The organism is Synechococcus sp. CCY9202 (assembly GCF_034931685.1).
GTDB lineage: Bacteria > Cyanobacteriota > Cyanobacteriia > PCC-6307 > Cyanobiaceae > CBW1002.
Genome location: NZ_JAYGID010000084.1, coordinates 1 through 18,940, shown reverse-complemented (window position 1 = coordinate 18,940; position 18,940 = coordinate 1). Strand labels below are relative to the sequence as shown.

Genomic DNA, 18,940 nt, shown 5'->3' with positions numbered 1-18,940 from the left:
AGCAACCCCAGGCAGCCTGAGTTGCAACCGATTGCCGCTCAAGCCCTGGCTGATTCAGGTGCCCTGATGCTCTGCATACCAAAGCACCTGGCCCTGCAACTCAACCTTCAGCAGGAGTCGGAGCGGAAGGTCACCGTGGCCATGGATAGCCTTATATTTTCGTTATCAGATGGCGTTATCAGCATGCGCACCATCGTGGATCTTCCTGAGCAGGAACGCGACCAGCTGGATGCCTGCTGCCGTCAGCGGGGGATTTCCCGTGCGGAGGATGCTCTCGCGATGCAGGACGTGCTGCGCCAGGAGTGGGCGGGGCACTGATGTTGCTGCTGGACACCAACATCCTGATCGACGTGCTGCGCGGCCAGCCGCCCGCCCTCCATTGGCTCGAGCAACAACCTCAGACGGCTATCAGCGTCATCACCTGGATTGAGGTGCTGGTGGGGCCACTCCAGCCAGCGCCAGAGCGCTTCCCCCGTGAGGGGCGTGGAAAAGAACGCCAGCAGGGGGAGGGCCGCCGCCGCGGGCCAGCGGCTGCCGCGGAGCACACCCCAGAGCAGCAGCAGCAGCGCCAGGCCGAGGGGCAGAACGAGCAGCGGCAGGATCTTGGTGAGCAGGAACATCCGCTGGGGGAGCTTCAGGCAGCGGCGGCGTTCACCACCTGCTGCAGGGAAGCTTCGAGTTCCTGCAGCACGGCATCGCGGCAGAACCAGAGCTCGGCCAGCTGGCGGGCCTTGCGGCCCTTGGCTTCGCGGAGGGCGCGCTGCTCGGCGAGCTGCACCACCACGTGGCCAAAGCTCTCGGGATCCTCGGGCGCCACGCAGAGGCCCGCCTCGGCGGAGAGGGCGGCGAGTTCGGTGCCGATCGGGGAGGAGGCGATCACGGGCCGGCCACTGGCGAGCATGCCCAGCAGCTTGGAGGGAAGCACCAGATCGGCGGCACCGGCCTTCTGGGGGAGGAGGTGGATATCGGCGGCATTGAGCCAGTCGTTCATGCGCTCGTGGGGCTGCAGCGGCAACAGATGCACGTTCGCCATGCCGTGGGTGGCCTCCTGCAGGGATGCCTTGGAGGGCCCCTCGCCGGCGAGCAGCCACACCAGATCGGGCCGATCGGCGAGGGAGCGGATCACCTCAACCAGAACTTCGAGGCCCTGCTTCTGGTTCATCGAGCCGGAGTAGAGCAGCACGGTGTGCTCCTCGTTGAGGCCGAAGAAGCGCCGGTAGGGGTTCTGGGCCCGCTCGGAGGGCCCCTGGGGCTGGATCTGCTCGAGATCCACCCAGTTCGGCAGCAGCAGGGTGCGGGAGGGCTCCACCCCCTTGGCGTGGAGACGCTCCACCATCGCCTGGCTGATGCTGCTGGTGCGGCGGAAGGCCTGGAGGGTGCGCCGCTCGAAGGCTTCCGCCAGGCGCCGCAACCAGCCGCCCCGCAGCAGGCCAAGCTCGAAGGCAGCATCGAGCTCGAAATCCTGCACGTGCAGCCAGCTGCAGGTGCGGGAGCCGCAGAGGCCGGAGAGGAGCAGGGCGCCAGGAGCGCAGAAGAAGGCGGGCGCCACGCTGATCACCACATCGGGCTGCCAGCGCCACTCGGCGAGCAGGGGCGGGGCACTGCTGAGGGCAAAGCTGGCGAGGTGGAGCAGGCGGGTGAGGCCAGTGGGGCGGCGCGGCACCCAGAGGGGGCAGCGCTGCACCTGCACGCCCTGGAGCTCTTCGCGGATGTAGCGGTTGCGGTAGGGGCGGGTGGGGGCGTCGTTCTGGGGGCCCACCCGCCAGCGGGGGAAGTAGGGAGGGGCGGTGATCACCCGCACCTGGTGGCCGCGCTGGGCGAGCCAGGTGGCGAGTTCGCCGCTGTATTTGCCGATCCCCACGGGCTCCGGGGCGTAGTTGAGGCCATAGAGCAGGATCTTCACAGGGGAATTCAGTAGGCGTTCGGGGAGCGGAGGCGCAGGAGCGTCTTGAGGAGGATCTTGATGTCGAGCTTGAGGCTCCACTCGCGCTGGTAGCGGAGATCGGCATCCACCCGCTGGGCCATGGCTTCGAGGGAGGCTGTTTCGCCGCGCCAGCCCTCCACCTGGGCCAGGCCGGTGATGCCGGGCTTGAAGCCATGGCGCTGCATGTAGCCGGGGATGAGGCGCCGGTATTGCTCGTTGTGATCCACGGCGTGGGGGCGGGGGCCCACGAGGCTCATGTCGCCCAGGAGCACATTGAACAGCTGGGGGAGTTCATCGAGGCTCCAGCGGCGCAGGAAGGCACCCACGGGCGTAACACGGGGATCGTTGCGGGTGGCCTGTCGCAGGCCGGGCGTGTCTCCGGCTTCCAGCACGCGCATGGTGCGGAACTTGAGGATGCGAAAGCGCTTGCCATCGAGGCCGTAGCGATCCTGCACGAAGAGGATGGGGCCGGGGCTGGAGAGGGCCACCGCCAGGGCGATCGGCAGCAGCAGGGGGGTGAGGAGCAGAAGGCCAAGGGAGGTTAGCAGCAGATCAAAACACCGCTTGAGCTGGCGCTCGTACACGGCCTGCTCCCCGCCCCAGAGATCAACGCAGTGGAGCGTGCCGATCTGATCGGTGCGGAACTGCATCGAGGGGCTGGCCCAGGCGGGCACATAGATCACCGGAACGCAGGTGTCGCCAAAGAGGGCGAGCACCTGCTCGAAGCCGATGCCATCGCGGGTGATGTGGCTGAAGAAGATGCGATCCACCTGGTTCTGCTCCAGCCAATGGCGCATTTCGGCCAGGCCGCCGCCGCAGGGGGGCAGCAGGGATGGCGTTTCATCCGGCCGTGGTTGCACCGGCGAGAACCAGGCCTCGAGGCGAAGCCCCATCCAGGGGGAGGCAAGCAGCTGCTGCTGGAGGGCTTGGGCAGCAGGGGGCATGCCCCAGTAGGCGATGGTGCGCTGGTTGCCGCCATGGCTGCGATGCCAACGCAGCAGGGAACGCAGGCCCACATGGTTGGCCAGGAGCAGGAGCCAGGAGAGGAGGGCCCAGAGGGTTGTGTCGAAGCGGGAGAAGGAGGCCGAGAGCTTGGCGAGAAAGCTGAGCAGCAGAAGCAGGGCCAGCACCGAAGCCCAGCCGGATGAAACCCGCCGTGCCAGAGAGATGAGGCTGCGCTGGCGGAAGCTGCTGTAGAGGGAGGCGCTGGGCAGCACAACAGCGCTCACCAGCAGCACCCAAACAATGGGGGGCAACAGGGCGCCCGGGAGATGGAAGGCGCGGGAGGGTCCGAGCAGCAGCCAGAAGAGCACCGCCACGCCGAGCGGGTCGAGGAGGCGCTGCAGGAAGGTGACGTCCTTCGCATGGATGCGAAGAAGCCCAGCGAAGGGGCCGAGGGGGGGCATAGAACTCAGATGCGGCCCTGGAGGCGATAGAGAAGTGTGGCCGCGGCTTCTCGCAGAGCCAGGCGATTGTGCTCCTGGGGGGTGAGCGCTGGCTCAGCGGCGAGGGGGTGCACCTGCAGGCCCTGGCGGGCGAAGGCGCGGGTGGCCCGAGGCAGCTGCCAGGGGTCGGTGATCAGCAGCACGGGGGCGCCGGGGTGGTGCTGGCGAAGCCAGGCGGCGGTGCGGGTGGCGTTCTCCCAGGTGGTGCGGGCGCAGGAGTCGCCGACCACAAGGGCGGGGGCCACACCCAGCAGCAGGAGGCGTTCGGCGGTGCTGCGGCTGTCGCCCGACACGTAGACGGCCAGGGCGGCCCCTGGCGCAGGCGCGCTGCAGCGGCCTGGGTGGTGGCGGCGGCGATCGCTTGACCACGCCCGACAAGCACCAGCACCGGCGGTGAGGAGCTGGGCGCCGACGGCGCCGGCAGCTGGGTGTGCAGCCAGGCGGCGCCAGCAGGGCGAGCCAACCAAGCGCCCGGCGCGACAGCTGCAGGCGCCAGGCCAGGGCCGCAGCGATGAGGCCCACGAGGAGCAGGAGCAGGGCTGGGGTGTGGAGCAGCCAGAGCAGGAACTCGCGCAGCTCAATCCAGGCGAGGGGGGCGGGATGGCAGGTTTGCCATTGCATCAGGGCGCCATCCCAGTGGAGCCCGTGCGATCGCGCTGCTGCTCAGGCCCCATGAGCGAACCCGCATTGGCGCCAAGGGCAACGCGAGCAAGCCACACTGTTCCCCATCGGGGTAAACAGGAGCCAAACGGGCGAGCCTTCAACAACGTTCCCGATCGGTAACGTCCTGACTCGCATGGCGTCTCTCCGGCCATTTGTTCCTGAGCGGGATCAGGAGGGTTGCCAGAACTGGACGTCGATCCGATCCGCGCGGGATCTCGGGGGCAGCTTGCGGGTGGCGCGCAAGGCGCTGGGGCTCACCCAAGCCGACCTGGCTCTGGCGGCTGGGGTTGGGTTGCGTTTCGTGGTGGAGCTGGAGGCGGGAAAACCAACGGTGCGCCTGGGGCTGGTGTTACGGGTGATCGACGCCTTGGGCGGAAGCCTGCAGCTGGGCGATCTCACCACGCCGATCGACCAGGGCGAAGCAAGCCGTGGCCAATGAGATCAAAGCAGCGCTGGAGGTATGGCTGCTCAACCAGCACGCAGGCACGCTGTGGCTGGAGCAGCCAGGGGCGATTGCTCTCTCGGTGAGCTTGCCCCTGCAGGCGGAGCCGTTTGCCGATCAGGCGTGCCGACCTTTTTTCTCCGGATTGCTGCCTGAGGGGGAACTCCGGCGCGGAGCCTGCCGCCGTGGAATGGCTGGAGCAGGATCAACTGATCACCCTGCTTGATGACTTGCCCCAGCGGCCGATGCTGGCCCAGCGCGATGGCCTGCGGCTCTCACTGGCCGGCGCGCAGGACAAGTTGCCGGTGGTGTGGGATGGGCGCCGCATCGGTCTACCCAGAGGCAACGCCGCCAGCACCCACATCCTCAAACCGGCGATAGCGGCCGTGGAGGGCAGCGTGATCAACGAGGCGTTCTGCATGGGGCTGGGGCAAGCCATGGGCCTGCAGGTGGCGGATACCGAAATCCTGGTGGCGGGGGAGCGACAGGTGTTGTTGGTGAGTCGCTACGACCGCCGGCGTGGCGATGGAGAGCGATGGCTGCGGCTGCATCAGGAAGATTTCTGCCAGGCGCTGGGAGTACCGCCTGAGTTGAAAGTCCAGAACGAAGGGGGCCCTGATCTGAAGGACTGCTTTGGGCTGCTGCGCAGAGCTACCAGGCCCAGTGCTCCGCAGGTGATCCGTTTGCTGGAGGCCGTGGTGTTCAACGCCCTGATCGGCAACCACGACGCCCACGCCAAGAACTTCTCACTTCTCTACGTCGGTAGGGCGCCAACACTCGCGCCGCTCTACGACCTGCTTTGCACAGCGATCTACCCCACGCTCACCCCGAAGATGGCGATGAAACTGGGCAGCAAGACTCGCTTCAGTGAGGTGCAGATGCGCCACTGGGAGCGGTTTGCACAGGAAGCAGGTTTGTCGTGGGCCCAAACCAGGAAAAGGGTGGTGGGAATGGCGGAGCAGTTGCCAGCGGCCGCCCACGGCCTTCAAAGGGAGACTGCCACCGGGGATCATCCACTGATCGATCGGATTGTCACCTTGATTGACCAGCGCTGTGCACTCACGCTGAAGGTGCTCAGCACAGCGAGCTGACGCTGCAACGAGAAATCGCCGCTGGAGGCCAGGACGGCTCATGACGACCATCGCCCCGCGCCAGCCCTCCACTTAGGCGAGGCCGGTGATGCCGGGCTTGAAGCCATGGCGCTGCATGTAGCCAGGGATGAGGTGGCGGTATTGCTCGTTGTGATCCACCGCATGGGGGCGAGGACCCACCAGGCTCATCTCACCGCGCAACACATTGAACAGCTTGGGCAATTCATCCAGGCTCCAACGACGCAGGAAGGCACCCACGCGGGTCACACGGGGGTCATCGCGGGTGGCCTGCACCAGCATCGGCGACGCCGTGCGGCTGACAACGTCGTAGCGATCAGGACGGCTCCTCCGCCAGGGCGGCCAGCTCGGCGGCTATGAGGGCGAGGAATCGCCGGAGGAGGACAGAGGGTTCGAGCCAGACAAGTGCTCCTGCTCGAAGCGCGCGAGCCTGGACTCGATCGCTGCGAGCCGCGCGTTCTCGCTCCTCAGCTGCTCGGTTTCGCTCCTCAGCTGCTTCATCCGCAGCTCGTGCTGAATCTCGCGCTGCTCGTACTGAATCTTGCGCTGCTCGACGCCGGGATCCCGTCGCCAGTTGAGCAACTGCTCCGCAGCCTTCGGCTACGACAACCACAAGCGCCATCGAGGCAACGATGAACCAGACGCCCCATTGCTGCGGGAGCTGGAGCTTGGCGCCGGCGGGGAGGGCGATGTGGTCATAGGAGGAGAGCAGGGCGATCAGGGCGATCACCAGGCCAGCCAATCACGAGGCAAGCCATGGCCTGGATGCAACCCTGGAGATCGAGGCAGCAGGGCCGGCGGGACGGGCTTGGAGGGTCTGCCAAGTCTGGCTCAGATTCAGGTGATGGCTCGATCCGCACCAAAGCCAGACAGGGGCGTCAATCAGCCAGAATAGTACATGTGCATGCGCGAGCCGTGGCCCCATCTGGGGCATGGGTGTGCGGTGAGGAGTGGGGCCTCTGCGCTATGTCCTTCAAAATGAGCTCGGCCACACCACATATGGTGTGCGAATCGGCGCCAGTAAGGACACTCGCTGCAAGGCATACCCAGCACCACCAGCGCGCTGGCCTGCCGTTCAGAACCGCTGGCTGCGGCTATCAGGAGGCGCTGACCCTCCCCTCCGCCCCTGCAACCGATAGAGCAGCGTGGCCGCCGCTTCGCGCAGGGCCAGGCGGGTGCGGTGGGGGTCGGTGATCAGCAGCACGGGGGAGGCGGGGTGGAGAATCATTCGCGCCCTTCCCGGTGCATCGGCCCTTCACGTTCACACACGTGCTGGTGCCATGGATTTGCTGGTGCCATGGATTCAGGGCTGCTGAATCAACCGAGCCACTCCTGAGCCAGGTCGGCGACGCCCTGGAACTCGGGATCTTTGTGGAGCAGGGTGGCACCCACTTGCTGGGCAGCAGCAGCGATCCAGGCATCGGCCACCGAGAGGGGATGGCGGGCCTTGATGGCGGCAGCAGCCTCCAACAGGGGCTCAGAGGCTTCCACCCACTGCAAGGGAAGGGCCTTGAGTTGTTCATAGGCCAGGCGGCCGGTGCGCTCGTTTTCGTCTTTCCAGACGCGGTAGAGCACTTCCATGCGGCTGAGAAAACAGGCATAGCAGTGCTGGGGCTGCGCAAGGGCCTGTTCCACCCGCTCGGCCCCGGGTTCATCGTCACGGAGGGTGAGCAGCGCCGAGGTATCCAGCAAGAGCAGCACGCTCATCAGCGGCCAGCGCTGCGATCGGCGGTGCGATCGGCAAGCAGGCGCTGGGTGGATCCTCCGAGATGGCCACTGCCGCGAAAGGCCTTGACCGGCGAGGGATCAACAGGCACCACCCGAATGGAACCGTCGGTCTCAACAATCCACTCCAGGCGCTGGGACGGACTGAGGGAAAAGCGCTCGCGGATCGGCGCGGGAATCACGGTTTGGCCGCGGGCGGTGATGGTGCTGCGCATGGCCGAAACCCCAAGGCGTGAATTACCAAACAATAAAACAAATCATTCATTGCCGCCCAGGGCGTTGCGGAGGAGAGCAGGGCGATCAGGACGGCTCCTCCGCCAGGGCGGCCAGCTCGGCAGCTATGAGGGCGAGGAATCGCCGGTGGAGGACAGAGGGTTCGAGCCAGACAAGTGCTCCTGCTCGAAGCGCGCGAGCCTGGACTCGATCGCTGCGAGCCGCGCGTTCTCTTTCCGCAGCTGCTCGGTCTCGTTCCTCATCTGCTCGGATTCGCTCCTCAGCTGCTTCATCCGCTGCTCGTGCTGAATCTTGCGCTGCTCGTACTGCATCATCCGCTGCTCGACGCCGGGATCCCGTCGCCAGTTGAGCATCGACAACCACAAGCGCCACTGAGGCAACGATGAACCAGACGCCCCATTGCTGCGGGAGCTGGAACTTGGCGCCGGCGGGGAGGGCGATGTGGTCATAGGAAGAGAGCAGGGCGATCAGGGCGATCACAAGGCCAGCAATGGCCTGGATCCAACCCTGGAGATCAAGGCAGCAGCACCGGCGGGGCGGGCTCGGAGAATCTGCCAAGTCTGGCGCAGATTCAAGTGATGGCTCGATCGGCACCAAAGCCAGACAGGGGTCAATCACTCAGAATAGTACATGCGTACGCCACTGCAACCGATACAGCAGCGTGGCGGCCGTTTCGCGCAGGGCCAGACGGTTGCGATCGGGGGCGCTGAACGGGGCTCGGCGGCGAGGGGTTGCACCTGCAGGCCCTGGCGGACGAAGGTGCGGCTGGCGCGGGGCAGCTCGACAGCTCTAGCAGGGGTCGGTGATCAGCAGTACAGGGGCACCGGGGTGGTGCTGGCGCACCGGGCACCAGATTCAGCGACGCAGAAGATGTCCCACACATCCACCAGCGATGCCGGAGAGGATGCCAAAAGCCCATTTCCGATCATCCGGAGACGAGGACTTGCCAAGAACGACAACCAGGCAGATTGCACCAATAGCAATCACAAAGAGAGTGGCAACTGCCAGCACAACCAACTCGCGAATCAACCTGAGACGCAGCTCCTGCGGTGACTCGTCTTTTTCGATCGAAACCTTGTAGCGATGACCATCAGGAACCTGAAGCCTGGTGAGGTCGATCGATTGCCGGTCTTGAGGCTCCATCAGAGCGCAACAACTTCCCGTTCCACCTGGCCATCCTTCACGAAGGCAAGGTGGCGGCCACGCTGCTGCTCATCACGCGCCAATGCATAGAGCGTGAGAGCCCGCCGGATGATCTCACTCTTGCTGGTTGCGCTCGACTGGGCAAAGGCTTCCAGATCAGAAGCCAGATCCTGATTGATGCGCAGCTCAAGACGGGCCATGGTCAGACCACTGAAGTACGGGTATTGTACGGGTTCTAACCGGGAGGGGCTTGGGTGGATGGCTGCTTTGCAGTGAGCAGCACGGGGGAGGAGCAGGAGAGGGCTTCAGCCCAGGACGATGGCCGGCTGATTCCCTGCCCTACGGTGCAACGCAAGAACGGGCCCCCATCAATACGCATTCGGAGAACGCAGCCGCAGGAACGTCTTGAGCAGGATCTTGAGATCGAGCTTGAGGCTCCACTCGCGCTGGTAGCGCAGATCGGCATCCACACGATCCGCCATGGCCGAGAGGGTGGCGGTATTGCTCGTTGTGATCCACCGCATGGGGGCGAGGACCCACGCGGGTCACACGGGGGTCATCGCGGGTGGCCTGCACCAGCATCGGCGACGCCGTGCGGCTGAAAACGTCGTAGCGATCAGGACGGCTCCTCCGCCAGGGCAGCCAGCTCGGCGGCTATGAGGGCGAGGAATCGCCGGTGGAGGACAGAGGGTTCGAGCCAGACAAGTGCTCCTGCTCGAAGCGCGCGAGCCTGAACTCGATCGCTGCGAGCCACGCGTTCTCTTGCCTCAGCTGCTCGATCTCGCTCTCGAGCTGTTTCATCCGCTGCTCGTGCTGCATCTTGCGCTGTTCGACGCCGGGATCCCGTCGCCAGTTGAGCAACTGCTTCACAGCCTTCGGCTACGACAACCACAAGCGCCACTGAGGCAGCGATGAACCAGACGCCCCATTGCTGCGGGAGCTGGAGCTTGGCGCCGGCGGGGAGGGCGATGTGGTCATAGTGAAGAGAGCAGGGCGATCAGGGCGATCACAAGGCCAGCCAATCACGAGGCCAGCCATGGCCTGGATCCAACCCTGGAGATCGAGGCAGCGGCGCCGGCGGGGCGGGCTCGGAGGGTCCGCCAAGTCTGGAGCAGATTCAGGTGATGGCTCGATCCGCACCAGAGCCCGGGGGAGTCAATCGCCAAGACTAGTACATGTGCACGCCCTGGTCATGGCCCAACTGGGTCACGGGTGTGGGGGGAGGAATTGGGCCTCTGCGCCGTGTCCTTCAAAAGGGGCTCGGCCACACCACATATGGTGTGCGAATCGGCGCCAAAAAGGACACTCTCTGCAAGGCATCACCCAGCACCACCAGCGCGCTGGCCTGCCGTTCAGAACCGCTGGCTGCGGCTATCAGGAGGCGCTGACCCTCACATCCTTCCCTGCAACCGATAGAGCAGCGTGGCCGCCGCTTCGCGCAGGGCCAGGCGGTTGCGTTCGGGGGCGGTGAGTGGGGTCTCGGCGGCGAGGGGGTGCACCTGGAGGCCCTGGCGGGCGAAGGCGCGGGTGGCGTTCTCCCAGGTGGTGCGGGCGCAGGAGTCGCCGGCGATGCGGCTGGGGGCGACACCGAGCTGCACGAGACGCTCAGCGGTGGAGCGGGCGTCGCCCGACACATAGGCAGGCAGAGAGGGGTCGCGGCGGAGCTGGGCGGCAGCCAGCCACTGAGCAGAGCGGTGGCGGGGGGCAGGTGCGCCAGTCGATCAAGTGTGAGGAATGGCCATCCAGGCGGAGCACGGCGGAAGGAGAGGATCGATCGAGCCGTTGCGTGCCTGAGGTGTGATATCGGCCCACACCCGATCGACCCTTGCAGGCGTTAGCTGCAGAACGAGAGGAAGCCGTGGCGGCGCCAGGGCCACGCTGGGCGAGGCCGGCGAGAGAAAAGCTGGCGCGGCCCGGTGGCCTTCAGGGGTCTGCTGGGGCCGTTCAAGCGAATTCGCCGTATTCGCGCAGCAGGGAGATCAGGTCGGCGAGTCGTTGTCGGGTGGTGGTGTTGGGGTGGAGCTGGAATTCGAATTGGGCCAGAGCGCAGCGATCCTGGCGTCGAGCTCGGCGAGCCGCGCGTTCTCGCTCCTCAGCTGCGCGATCTCGTTCTCGATGTCGGGATTGCGTCGCCAGTTGAGCGTCGACAAGAACGAGCGCCATCGAGGCAGCGATGAACCAGACGCACCACTGCTGCGGGAGCGGGAGGGGGCCGGCGGGGAGGGAGATGTGGTCATAGGAGGAGAGAAGGGCGATCAGGGCGATCACAATTCCGCCGATGGCCTGGATCGAGCCCTGGCGATCAAGGCCGCGGGGGTGTATTGGCGCCAAGTCTGGCGCAGATCCAGGAGCGGGATCGATCTCCGCCACAACCCATCGCCGCCGACAGACTCAAGACTAGTACACCAGTACCCCGGGGAAGGTGGTGCGCCTCTGCGCTGTGTCCTGCAAAGGGGCTCGGCCACACCACATATGGTGTGCCAAATGGCTCCAAAAAGGACACTCTCTGCAAGGCATCACCCAGCACCACCGGCGCGGTGGCCTGCGGTGCAGCACTACCAGCGCGCTGGCCTGCCGTTCAGGACCGCTGGCTGCGGCTATCAGCAGGCGCTGAGCCTCACATCCTTCCCTGCAACCGATAGAGCAGCAGGGAGGGGTCGCGACGGCTGGGTGTGGCCGCCGGAGGAGACGGGACAGGAAGCGGGGGAGGATGAGGCTGAAAACGTCGTAGCGATCAGGACGGCTCCTCAGCCAGGGCGGCCAGCTCGGCGGCTATGAGGGCGAGGAATCGCCGGTGGAGGACAGAGGGTTCGAGCCAGGCAAGTGCTCCCGCTCGAAGCGCGCGAGCCTGGACTCGATCGCTGCGAGCCGCGCGTTCTCTTTCTTCAGCTGCTCGGTTTCGTTCCTCAGCTGCTTCATTCGCTGCTCGTAGCCGGGATCCCGTCGCCAGTTGAGCATCGACAGCCACAAGCGCCACTGAGGCAGCGATGAACCAGACGCCCCATTGCTGCGGGAGCTGGAGGGCACCGGCGGGGAGGGAGATGTGGTCATAGGAAGAGAGCAGGGCGATCAGGGCAATCACAAGCCCAGCAACTGCCTGGATCCAACCCTGGAGATCGAGGCAGCAGCGGGGCGGGCTCGGAGGGTTCGCCAAGTCTGGCGCAAATTCAGGTGATGGCTCGATCGGCAACAGAGCCCGGGGGCGTCAACTATCAATTATAGTACATGAGTACGCCCCGGCGGCCCGTCTGGTGCACGGCTACATCAGGAGGCGTTGAGCCTCACATCTGCCCCTCACATCCTTCCCTGCAACCGATAGAGCAGCGTGGCCGCCGCTTCGCGCAACGCCAGGCGGTTGCGCTCGGGAGCGCTGAGCTGGGGCTCGGCTGCAAGGGGCTGCACCTGCAGGCCCTGGCGGGCGAAGGCGCGGCTGGCGCGGGGCAGCTGCCAGGGGTCGGTGATCAGCAGCACGGGAGCACCGGGGTGGTGCTGGCGCAGCCAGGCGGCGGTGCGGGTGGCGTTCTCCCAGGTGGTGCGGGCGCAGGAGTCGCCGGCGATGCGGCTGGGGGCGACACCGAGCTGCACGAGACGCTCGGCGGTGGAGAGGGCGTCGCCCGACACATAGGCCGACAGGGAGGGGTCGCGGCGGAGCTGGACGGCGGCGCTGCTGGTGGTGGCGGCGGTGATGGGGTCGCCGCGGCCGAGCAGCACCACCACCGCAGCGGGCGCGGAGGTCGGCGCGGCGGGCAGCTGGCTGTGCAGCCAGCCACTGAGCAGAGCAGTGGCTGAGGGGCTGTAGATGGCGCTGAGGACCAGGGGGAGCAGCAGGGCCAGCGCTGCGGTGCCGGCCCGGGAGAGCTGCCACCACCAGGCGAGGGCCAGGCCCAGGGCAGCCGCCAGGGGCAACAGCAGGGCGGGGGTGTGGACCAGGCCGAGCAGCAGCTCGCGCAGGCTGAACCAGACCAGTGGCGCCGGGGGGCAGGTTTGCCATTGCATCAGGAGGGCATCAGCTCTCGGGAAGCTGCAATGCCTGCTCGATAGCCCTTGCCAGGTCGGCCAGGCCGCGCTGCACGCGGGGATCGGCAGGACTGGTGGGCTCACCACTGGGGGCGGCGGGTTCGGAGCTTGCAGGTGCAGAGCTGACGGCAAGGGGGAGGCGGATGCCAAGACGCGGCAGGGCATAGCGCTCAAGGCCTTCCACCAGGGCGGAGACGGGTGGCTGAAGGGGATGGTTGGGGTTGCCGGTGAAGGGATCGGGGCTGGGGTTGTCGGCAGCGTCGTGGGAGCTGATCACCAGCACCACATCGGTGGCCTGCAGGAAACCGAAGCGGCGGGCCCAGCCGAGCCAGTTGCCAGGCCCCCAGCTGGGGGTGGCCACGTTGCCCACCTCACTGACGCCCAACTGGCGGAGCCGCTCGGTGGCGATCAGGCTCTGATCGAGCACGGCGCCGCCCCACACCACGCTGTCGCCGAACACCAGCACGCGGCGGGTCGCCGCGGGCCGCGTGGGCGACAGCGGCGCGGCGCGCATCGACTGGGCATTCACCTCGATCCGGTTGCCGAAGCGGCCACGTAGAGCGGCGGTGTGCCGAGGCCGAGGCGATGGCGGGCAAACCATTCGCCGGCGAGGAGCACAGCGGCCAGGCCCACGGCGCCGACCAGGAGGCTGCGGAGTCGGAACCGTGGCATCACATCACCACCTCAGGAAGGGAGAAATCCCGATCGGGATCAGCCAAGCACTTTCAGGCGCTAGCATGGCAAAACATTCCCGCTCGGGAAATTTCAGCAAGCGATGGCGCCAGGCCGGCCAGGTGATCCCATTCGGGAAGAGTGCGGATTGAATCCGGCTGGGCTGCCGATCAAAACTGGGCTGCCGATCAAAACTGGGCTGCCGATCAAAACTGGGCTGCCGATCAAAACCGGGCAGGAGCTGGGAGCCGCCTTGCGTATGGCCCGCAAGGCGCTGGGGCTCACCCAGGCGGAACTGGCGTTGGCCGCTGGGGTGGGGTTGCGCTTCGTGGTGGAGCTGGAGGCCGGCAAACCAACCGTGCGCCTGGAGCGGGTGCTGCGCGTGATTGATGCCCTGGGCGGCTGCCTGCAGCTCCACGACCTGACGCCAAAGACAACACCATGACCGAGGAGAACACCAAGGCGCTGGAGGTGTGGCTTCTCAACCAACGAACAGGAACGTTGTGGCTCAACGAGGGGCAGCTGATTTTCCAGTACAGCGCGCAGTGGCTGGAGCTGCCCGGGTCGATGCCCCTCTCCCAGAGCCTGCCGCTGCAGGCCGAGCCGTTCAGCGATCAGGAGTGCCGACCCTTTTTCGCTGGATTGCTGCCTGAGGGGCAACTGCGGCAGCGCCTTGCCCGGCAGTGTCAGATCTCCAGAAACAATGACTTCGCTCTGCTGGCCGTGATCGGGGGTGACTGTGCCGGTGCGGTGAGCCTGGCGGTTGGTGATCGAGCCGAGGCGCCTGCCGCGGTGGAATGGCTGGAGCAGGATCAGCTGATCACTCTGCTTGAGGAACTTCCCCAGCGGCCGATGCTGGCCCAGCGTGATGGCCTGCGGCTGTCCCTGGCCGGTGCGCAGGACAAGCTGCCGGTGGTGTTTGAGGGAGGCCGCATCGGCCTGCCAAGGGGCGCCGCCCCCAGCACGCACATCCTCAAACCGGCGATCGCGGCGGTGGAGGGGAGCGTGATCAACGAGGCGTTCTGCATGGCCCTGGGGCAAGCCATGGATCTGCAGGTGGCGGCTGCCGAAATCCTGACGGCGGGGGAGCGGCAGGTGTTGCTGGTGCATCGCTACGACCGCCGCCGCGGAAACGGTGAGCCATGGCAACGGCTGCATCAGGAGGATTTCTGCCAGGCGCTGGGCGTGCCGCCCGAGCTGAAATATCAGAACGAAGGGGGCCCGGATCTACAGGCCTGCTTTGGGCTGCTGCGCCGAGTCACCAGGCCCAGCGCTCCGCAGGTGATCCGTTTGTTGGATGCGGTGATGTTCAACGCTCTGATCGGCAATCATGATGCCCATGCCAAAAACTTCTCGCTCCTCTACTGCGAGAAGACGCCCATACTCGCGCCGCTCTACGATCTGCTGTGCACAGCGGTGTATCCCACGCTGAGCACAAAGATGGCGATGAAGCTGGGCAGCAAGTATCGCTTCAGTGAGGTGCAGGTGCGTCATTGGGATCGCTTTGCCGAAGCAGCAGGGCTATCCCAGGCCCAGACCAGAAAACGGTTGGTGCGCATGGCGGGGCAGCTTCCCTCCATGGCACGGCGCCTGCAGGCCGAACCCGATTACCGGGATCAGACACTGATCGAAAGCATTGTGAACTTGATCGAGCAGCGGTGCGCACTCACCTTGCGTCGATTCGATGCGGGTTGATCGACTGGTCGATCAGGAGGGCAAGGAATCGCCGGTGGAGGACAGAGGGTTCGAGCCAGACAAGTGCTCCTGCTCGAAGCGCGCGAGCCTGGACTCGATCGCTGCGAGCCGCGCGTTCTCGTTCCGCTGCTCGTGCTGCATCATCCGCTGCTCGACGCCGGGATCCCGTCGCCAGTTGAGCAACTGCTACGCAGCCTTCGGCTACGACAATCACAAGCGCCACTGAGGCAACGATGAACCAGACGCCCCATTGCTGGGGGAGCTGGAGGCTGGCGCCGGCGGGGAGGGTGATGTGGTCATAGGAGGAGAGCAGCGCGATCAGGGCGATCACGAGGCCGGCGAGGATCTGGAGAGCGCCCTGGAGATCCAGGCAGCAGCGACGGCGCGGCGGAACCGGTGTTGCCGCCAAGCCTGGCCGGGATGCCGGGGCTCAGCACCACGACGGCAGTGTTCATGACATGCCGCGCAGGCACACCGCATCTGGTGTGCAAAACCGCCCCAGGCCGGACACCCGCGGCAGGACAACGGTGCCCTGATTCAGCCGCTCTTCAGCCTTTCGAAGGGAAGGGTGCAGGCTCCCATCTGCTGCGCTCAGGGTGATGGCGGCCTCAGTTCAGCGAGCACTAGCGCAAGGGCTTCACTCAGTTGGAGCCGGTTGCGGGAGGTGTCGGCGAGCAGGAATCGGCATTGCGCAACAAGGCATCCATCCTGGATTCGAGCTCGGCGAGTCGCCTGTTCTCTTGCCGCAGCTGCTCGGTCTCGTTCCTCAGCTGCTCGGTCTCGTTCCTCAGCTGCTCGGTCTCGTTCCTCAGCTGCTTCATCCGCAGCTCGTGCTGCATCTTGCGCTGCTCGTAGCCGGGATCCCGTCGCCAGTTGAGCATCGACAGCCACAAGCGCCACTGAGGCAGCGATGAACCAGACGCCCCATTGCTGCGGGAGCTGGAGGGCGCCGGCGGGGAGGGAGATGTGGTCATAGGAAGAGAGCAGGGCGATCAGGGCGATCACAAGGCCAGCCAATCACGAGGCCAGCCATGGCCTGGATCCAACCCTGGAGATCAAGGCAGCAGCACCGGCGGGGCGGGCTCGGAGAATCTGCCAAGTCTGGCGCAGATTCAAGTGATGGCTCGATCGGCACCAAAGCCCGGGGGTGTCAACAATCAATCGTAGTACATGCGTACACCCCGGGCGATCAGGACGGCTCCTCCGCCAGGGCGGCCAGCTCGGCGGCTATGAGGGCGAGGAATCGCCGGTGGAGGACAGAGGGTTCGAGCCAGACAAGTGCTCCTGCTCGAAGCGCGCGAGCCTGGACTCGATCGCTGCGAGCCGCGCGTTCTCGCTCCTCAGCTGCTCGGTTTCGCTCTCGAGCTGTTTCATCCGCTGCTCGTGCTGCATCTTGCGCTGTTCGACGCCGGGATCCCGTCGCCAGTTGAGCAACTGCTTCACAGCCTTCGGCTACGACAACCACAAGCGCCACTGAGGCAGCGATGAACCAGACGCCCCATTGCTGCGGGAGCTGGAGCTTGGCGCCGGCGTGGAGGGCGATGTGGTCATAGGAAGAGAGCAGGGCGATCAGGGCGATCACAAGGCCAGCCAATCACGAGGCCAGCCATGGCCTGGATCCAACCCTGGAGATCGAGGCAGCAGCGCCGGCGGGGCGGGCTCGGAGGGTCCGCCAAGTCTGGAGCAGATTCAGGTGATGGCTCGATCCGAACCAAAACCAAGCAAGAGCGTCAATCACACAAAAATACATGTGTACGCCAGGGCCGTGGCCCATCTGGGGCACGGGTGTGCGGGGAGGCGTTGGGCCTCTGCGCCGTGTCCTTCAGAAGGGGCTCGGGCACACCACATATGGTGTGCGAATCGGCGCCAAGAAGGACACTCGCTGCAAGGCATCACCCAGCACCACCGGCGCGGTGGCCTGCGGTGCAGGACCGCTGGCTGCGGCTATCAGGAGGCGGTGAGCTGGGGCTCGGCGGAGAGGGGATGCAGCTGAAGAGGTACTAGCGGTGGCGAGCGAAAACGGGCCTGCTCCATCGTGCGCAGCGCCGCTGCCCTCAGGGGGCTGGCGGCCTGAGTTCATCGAGCAACACCGCCAGGGCTTCACTCAGTTGGAGCCGGTTGCGGGGGGTGTCGGCGAGCAGGAATCGGCATTGCGCAACAAGGCATCCATCCTGGATTCGAGCTCGGCGAGTCGCCTGTTCTCTTGCCGCAGCTGCTCGGTCTCGTTCCTCAGCTGCTTCATTCGCTGCTCGTGCTGCATCTTGCGCTGTTCGTAGCCGGGATCCCGTCGCCAGTTGAGCATCGACAACCACAAGCGCCACTGAGGCAACGATGAACCAGACGCCCCATTGCTGCGGGAGCTGGAGGGCGGCGCCTGCGGGGAAGGAGATGTGGTCATAGGAGGAGAGCAGGGCGATCAGGGCGATCACCAGGCCAGCAATGGCCTGGATCCAACCCTGAAGATCGAGGCAGCAGCGCCGGCGGGGCTCGCTTGGAGGGTCCGCCAAGTCTGGCGCAGATTCAGGTGATGGCTCGATCGACACCAAAGCCAGACAGGGGGGGCAATCACCCAGAATAGTACATGCGTACGCCCCAACTGAAGTACGGGCATGGCACGGGTTCTAACCGGGAGGAGCAGGAGAGGGCTTCAGCCCAGGACGATGGTCGGCTGATTCCCTGCCGCCGCCGAGCTGGTGGGCTGGTGCCACGCGCACGGGAGCTATCCCTACGGTGCGGCGCAAGTACGGGACCCCATCAATACGCATTCGGAGAACGCAAGCGCAGGAACGTCTTGAGCAGGATCTTGAGATCGAGCTTGAGGCTCCACTCACGCTGGTAGCGCATATCGGCATCGACGCGATCCGCCATGGCCGAGAGGGTGGCGGTATTGCTCGTTGTGATCCACCGCATGGGGGCGAGGACCCACCAGGCTCATCTCACCGCGCAACACATTGAACAGCTGGGGCAATTCATCCAGGCTCCAACGGCGCAGGAAGGCACCCACGCGGGTCACACGGGGGTCATCGCGGGTGGCCTGCACCAGCATCGGCGACGCCGTGCGGCTGAAAACGTCGTAGCGATCAGGACGGCTCTTCCGCCAGGGCGGCCAGCTCGGCGGCTATGAGGGCGAGGAATCGCCGGTGGAGGACAGAGGGTTCGAGCCAGACAAGTGCTCCTGCTCGAAGCGCGCGAGCCTGGACTCGATCGCTGCGAGCCGCGCGTTCTCTTGCCTCAGCTGCTCGGTTTCGCTCTCGATCTGCTTCGTTCTCTCTTTGCTCTGCTCGATCTCGCTCTCGAGCTGCTTCATCCGCAGCTCGTGCTGAATCTCGCGCTGCTCGTACTGAATCTCGCGCTGCTCGTACTGAATCTCGCGCTGCTCGACGCCGGGATCCCGTCGCCAGTTGAGCATCGATAACCACAAGCGCCATCGAGGCAAGGATGAACCAGACGCCCCATTGCTGCGGGAGCTGGAGCTTGGCGCCGGCGGGGAGGGCGATGTGGTCATAGGAGGAGAGCAGGGCGATCAGGGCAATCACGAGGCCAGCCAATCACGTGGCCAGCCATGGCCTGGATCCAACCCTGAAGATCGAGGCAGCAGGGCCGGCGGGACGGGCTTGGAGGGTCCGCCAAGTCTGGCGCAGATTCAGGTGATGGCTCGATCGACACCAAAGCCAGACAGGGGGTCAATTAACCAGAATAGTACATGCGTACGCCCCAGCTGAAGTACGGGCATGGCACAGGTTCTAAGAGTTTGCTGAAAAACCCCGCCACCTCTGCGAGAATGGGCCAACTGCCCCAGGTTTGATGCGAGGTCAGCAGGAGCGCAGCGGCTCCTTGTTCTCCTACGTCTCGATCGAGGAGCGGATCCCGG

32 protein-coding genes are annotated in these 18,940 nt (G+C 65.7%); 6 read left to right on the top strand and 26 right to left on the bottom strand.

The annotated features are described in order from the left end of the window. Positions 1–242: 242 nt before the first annotated feature. The 4 genes from VB777_RS11235 to VB777_RS11220 are packed head-to-tail and all read right to left on the bottom strand — an operon-like array spanning position 243 to position 3,836. Positions 243–620, bottom strand: a complete 378-nt coding sequence (locus VB777_RS11235) for a hypothetical protein (RefSeq protein WP_323249004.1) — start codon at positions 618–620, stop codon at positions 243–245. Positions 621–634: 14 nt separating this feature from the next. After that, positions 635–1,903 (bottom strand): glycosyltransferase WbuB, encoded by a 1,269-nt coding sequence (locus VB777_RS11230; RefSeq protein ID WP_323249002.1) that lies wholly within the window; start codon positions 1,901–1,903, stop codon positions 635–637. A gap of 8 nt (positions 1,904–1,911) precedes the next feature. Then, entirely contained in the window at positions 1,912–3,330 is a 1,419-nt protein-coding gene (locus tag VB777_RS11225) for an undecaprenyl-phosphate glucose phosphotransferase (protein WP_323248999.1), read from the bottom strand. A gap of 5 nt (positions 3,331–3,335) precedes the next feature. After that, positions 3,336–3,836, bottom strand: coding sequence for a YdcF family protein (locus VB777_RS11220; protein ID WP_323248997.1), 501 nt, complete (start codon positions 3,834–3,836; stop codon positions 3,336–3,338). A gap of 329 nt (positions 3,837–4,165) precedes the next feature. Here VB777_RS11220 and VB777_RS11215 point away from each other — a divergent pair, with 329 nt between their 5' ends. Genes VB777_RS11215 through VB777_RS11210 form a run of 3 tightly spaced genes read left to right on the top strand, consistent with a single transcriptional unit; the run spans position 4,166 to position 5,565 of the window. Then, on the top strand, positions 4,166–4,471 hold the full coding sequence (locus tag VB777_RS11215; RefSeq protein ID WP_323248995.1) for a helix-turn-helix transcriptional regulator: 306 nt from the start codon (positions 4,166–4,168) through the stop codon (positions 4,469–4,471). Further along, positions 4,461–4,700 (top strand): HipA N-terminal domain-containing protein, encoded by a 240-nt coding sequence (locus VB777_RS17450; RefSeq protein WP_416238348.1) that lies wholly within the window; start codon positions 4,461–4,463, stop codon positions 4,698–4,700. Before VB777_RS11215 ends, VB777_RS17450 begins: the two co-directional genes overlap by 11 nt. Beyond that, positions 4,660–5,565 carry a type II toxin-antitoxin system HipA family toxin gene (locus tag VB777_RS11210; protein WP_323248993.1) on the top strand — a complete coding sequence of 302 codons (906 nt, stop codon included), beginning with the start codon at positions 4,660–4,662 and terminating at the stop codon, positions 5,563–5,565. Before VB777_RS17450 ends, VB777_RS11210 begins: the two co-directional genes overlap by 41 nt. Positions 5,566–5,637: 72 nt before the next feature. On the opposite strand, the gene VB777_RS11205 is transcribed toward VB777_RS11210, so the two are convergent. From VB777_RS11205 to VB777_RS11130, 16 genes are all read right to left on the bottom strand, one after another. Next, on the bottom strand, positions 5,638–5,859 hold the full coding sequence (locus VB777_RS11205; RefSeq protein ID WP_323248991.1) for a sugar transferase: 222 nt from the start codon (positions 5,857–5,859) through the stop codon (positions 5,638–5,640). Positions 5,860–5,937: 78 nt separating this feature from the next. Next, on the bottom strand, positions 5,938–6,165 hold the full coding sequence (locus tag VB777_RS11200; protein WP_323248989.1) for a hypothetical protein: 228 nt from the start codon (positions 6,163–6,165) through the stop codon (positions 5,938–5,940). Between the two features lie 493 nt (positions 6,166–6,658). After that, positions 6,659–6,811, bottom strand: coding sequence for a hypothetical protein (locus VB777_RS11195; RefSeq protein ID WP_323248987.1), 153 nt, complete (start codon positions 6,809–6,811; stop codon positions 6,659–6,661). An 89-nt stretch (positions 6,812–6,900) separates the two neighbouring features. Beyond that, positions 6,901–7,290 carry a PIN domain-containing protein gene (locus VB777_RS11190; protein ID WP_323248985.1) on the bottom strand — a complete coding sequence of 130 codons (390 nt, stop codon included), beginning with the start codon at positions 7,288–7,290 and terminating at the stop codon, positions 6,901–6,903. Next, positions 7,290–7,523 (bottom strand): AbrB/MazE/SpoVT family DNA-binding domain-containing protein, encoded by a 234-nt coding sequence (locus tag VB777_RS11185; RefSeq protein WP_323248983.1) that lies wholly within the window; start codon positions 7,521–7,523, stop codon positions 7,290–7,292. Before VB777_RS11185 ends, VB777_RS11190 begins: the two co-directional genes overlap by 1 nt. A 123-nt stretch (positions 7,524–7,646) precedes the next feature. Further along, on the bottom strand, positions 7,647–7,991 hold the full coding sequence (locus VB777_RS11180) for a hypothetical protein (RefSeq protein WP_323248981.1): 345 nt from the start codon (positions 7,989–7,991) through the stop codon (positions 7,647–7,649). Positions 7,992–8,397: 406 nt separating this feature from the next. Beyond that, positions 8,398–8,685: a hypothetical protein gene (locus tag VB777_RS11175; RefSeq protein WP_323248979.1), complete on the bottom strand. Its 288-nt coding sequence runs from the start codon at positions 8,683–8,685 to the stop codon at positions 8,398–8,400. Further along, the gene (locus VB777_RS11170; RefSeq protein WP_323248977.1) at positions 8,685–8,885 is read right to left on the bottom strand and encodes a CopG family transcriptional regulator; all 201 of its coding nucleotides are present in this window, start codon (positions 8,883–8,885) and stop codon (positions 8,685–8,687) included. The genes VB777_RS11175 and VB777_RS11170 overlap by 1 nt, the downstream gene beginning before the upstream one ends. A 168-nt stretch (positions 8,886–9,053) precedes the next feature. Beyond that, positions 9,054–9,209 carry a sugar transferase gene (locus tag VB777_RS11165; RefSeq protein WP_323248975.1) on the bottom strand — a complete coding sequence of 52 codons (156 nt, stop codon included), beginning with the start codon at positions 9,207–9,209 and terminating at the stop codon, positions 9,054–9,056. 130 nt (positions 9,210–9,339) lie between these two features. Further along, positions 9,340–9,555, bottom strand: a complete 216-nt coding sequence (locus VB777_RS11160; RefSeq protein ID WP_323248973.1) for a hypothetical protein — start codon at positions 9,553–9,555, stop codon at positions 9,340–9,342. Positions 9,556–10,076: 521 nt separating this feature from the next. Beyond that, positions 10,077–10,319 carry a hypothetical protein gene (locus VB777_RS11155; RefSeq protein ID WP_323248971.1) on the bottom strand — a complete coding sequence of 81 codons (243 nt, stop codon included), beginning with the start codon at positions 10,317–10,319 and terminating at the stop codon, positions 10,077–10,079. 310 nt (positions 10,320–10,629) lie between these two features. Further along, complete coding sequence (locus tag VB777_RS11150) at positions 10,630–10,953, bottom strand: hypothetical protein (protein ID WP_323248968.1); 324 nt, start codon at positions 10,951–10,953, stop codon at positions 10,630–10,632. A gap of 504 nt (positions 10,954–11,457) precedes the next feature. Beyond that, positions 11,458–11,736 carry a hypothetical protein gene (locus VB777_RS11145; RefSeq protein ID WP_323248966.1) on the bottom strand — a complete coding sequence of 93 codons (279 nt, stop codon included), beginning with the start codon at positions 11,734–11,736 and terminating at the stop codon, positions 11,458–11,460. Between the two features lie 243 nt (positions 11,737–11,979). Next, positions 11,980–12,681, bottom strand: coding sequence for a YdcF family protein (locus VB777_RS11140; protein WP_323248965.1), 702 nt, complete (start codon positions 12,679–12,681; stop codon positions 11,980–11,982). Positions 12,682–12,691: 10 nt separating this feature from the next. Further along, complete coding sequence (locus VB777_RS11135; protein WP_323248963.1) at positions 12,692–13,216, bottom strand: hypothetical protein; 525 nt, start codon at positions 13,214–13,216, stop codon at positions 12,692–12,694. An 11-nt stretch (positions 13,217–13,227) separates the two neighbouring features. Then, positions 13,228–13,374: a hypothetical protein gene (locus VB777_RS11130; protein ID WP_323248961.1), complete on the bottom strand. Its 147-nt coding sequence runs from the start codon at positions 13,372–13,374 to the stop codon at positions 13,228–13,230. A 187-nt stretch (positions 13,375–13,561) separates the two neighbouring features. On the opposite strand from VB777_RS11130, the gene VB777_RS11125 reads away from it, so the two are divergent. The 3 genes from VB777_RS11125 to VB777_RS11115 are packed head-to-tail and all read left to right on the top strand — an operon-like array spanning position 13,562 to position 15,295. Continuing rightward, entirely contained in the window at positions 13,562–13,819 is a 258-nt protein-coding gene (locus VB777_RS11125) for a helix-turn-helix transcriptional regulator (protein ID WP_323249065.1), read from the top strand. Further along, positions 13,816–15,069 carry a type II toxin-antitoxin system HipA family toxin gene (locus VB777_RS11120; protein WP_323248959.1) on the top strand — a complete coding sequence of 418 codons (1,254 nt, stop codon included), beginning with the start codon at positions 13,816–13,818 and terminating at the stop codon, positions 15,067–15,069. Before VB777_RS11125 ends, VB777_RS11120 begins: the two co-directional genes overlap by 4 nt. Next, positions 15,059–15,295 carry a hypothetical protein gene (locus tag VB777_RS11115; protein WP_323248957.1) on the top strand — a complete coding sequence of 79 codons (237 nt, stop codon included), beginning with the start codon at positions 15,059–15,061 and terminating at the stop codon, positions 15,293–15,295. Before VB777_RS11120 ends, VB777_RS11115 begins: the two co-directional genes overlap by 11 nt. Positions 15,296–15,710: 415 nt before the next feature. Here the strand turns inward: VB777_RS11115 and VB777_RS11110 are convergent, their stop codons facing one another. From VB777_RS11110 to VB777_RS11090, 6 genes are all read right to left on the bottom strand, one after another. Further along, positions 15,711–16,043: a hypothetical protein gene (locus VB777_RS11110; protein WP_323248955.1), complete on the bottom strand. Its 333-nt coding sequence runs from the start codon at positions 16,041–16,043 to the stop codon at positions 15,711–15,713. Between the two features lie 253 nt (positions 16,044–16,296). Next, positions 16,297–16,512: a hypothetical protein gene (locus VB777_RS11105; protein WP_323248953.1), complete on the bottom strand. Its 216-nt coding sequence runs from the start codon at positions 16,510–16,512 to the stop codon at positions 16,297–16,299. 661 nt (positions 16,513–17,173) lie between these two features. Then, the gene (locus tag VB777_RS11100) at positions 17,174–17,467 is read right to left on the bottom strand and encodes a hypothetical protein (protein ID WP_323248951.1); all 294 of its coding nucleotides are present in this window, start codon (positions 17,465–17,467) and stop codon (positions 17,174–17,176) included. A gap of 356 nt (positions 17,468–17,823) precedes the next feature. Beyond that, positions 17,824–17,913: a hypothetical protein gene (locus VB777_RS17445; protein ID WP_416238347.1), complete on the bottom strand. Its 90-nt coding sequence runs from the start codon at positions 17,911–17,913 to the stop codon at positions 17,824–17,826. Next, positions 17,897–18,109, bottom strand: coding sequence for a sugar transferase (locus VB777_RS11095; RefSeq protein ID WP_323248949.1), 213 nt, complete (start codon positions 18,107–18,109; stop codon positions 17,897–17,899). Before VB777_RS11095 ends, VB777_RS17445 begins: the two co-directional genes overlap by 17 nt. A 78-nt stretch (positions 18,110–18,187) precedes the next feature. Continuing rightward, positions 18,188–18,478 carry a hypothetical protein gene (locus tag VB777_RS11090; protein WP_323248947.1) on the bottom strand — a complete coding sequence of 97 codons (291 nt, stop codon included), beginning with the start codon at positions 18,476–18,478 and terminating at the stop codon, positions 18,188–18,190. Positions 18,479–18,940 lie beyond the last annotated feature (462 nt).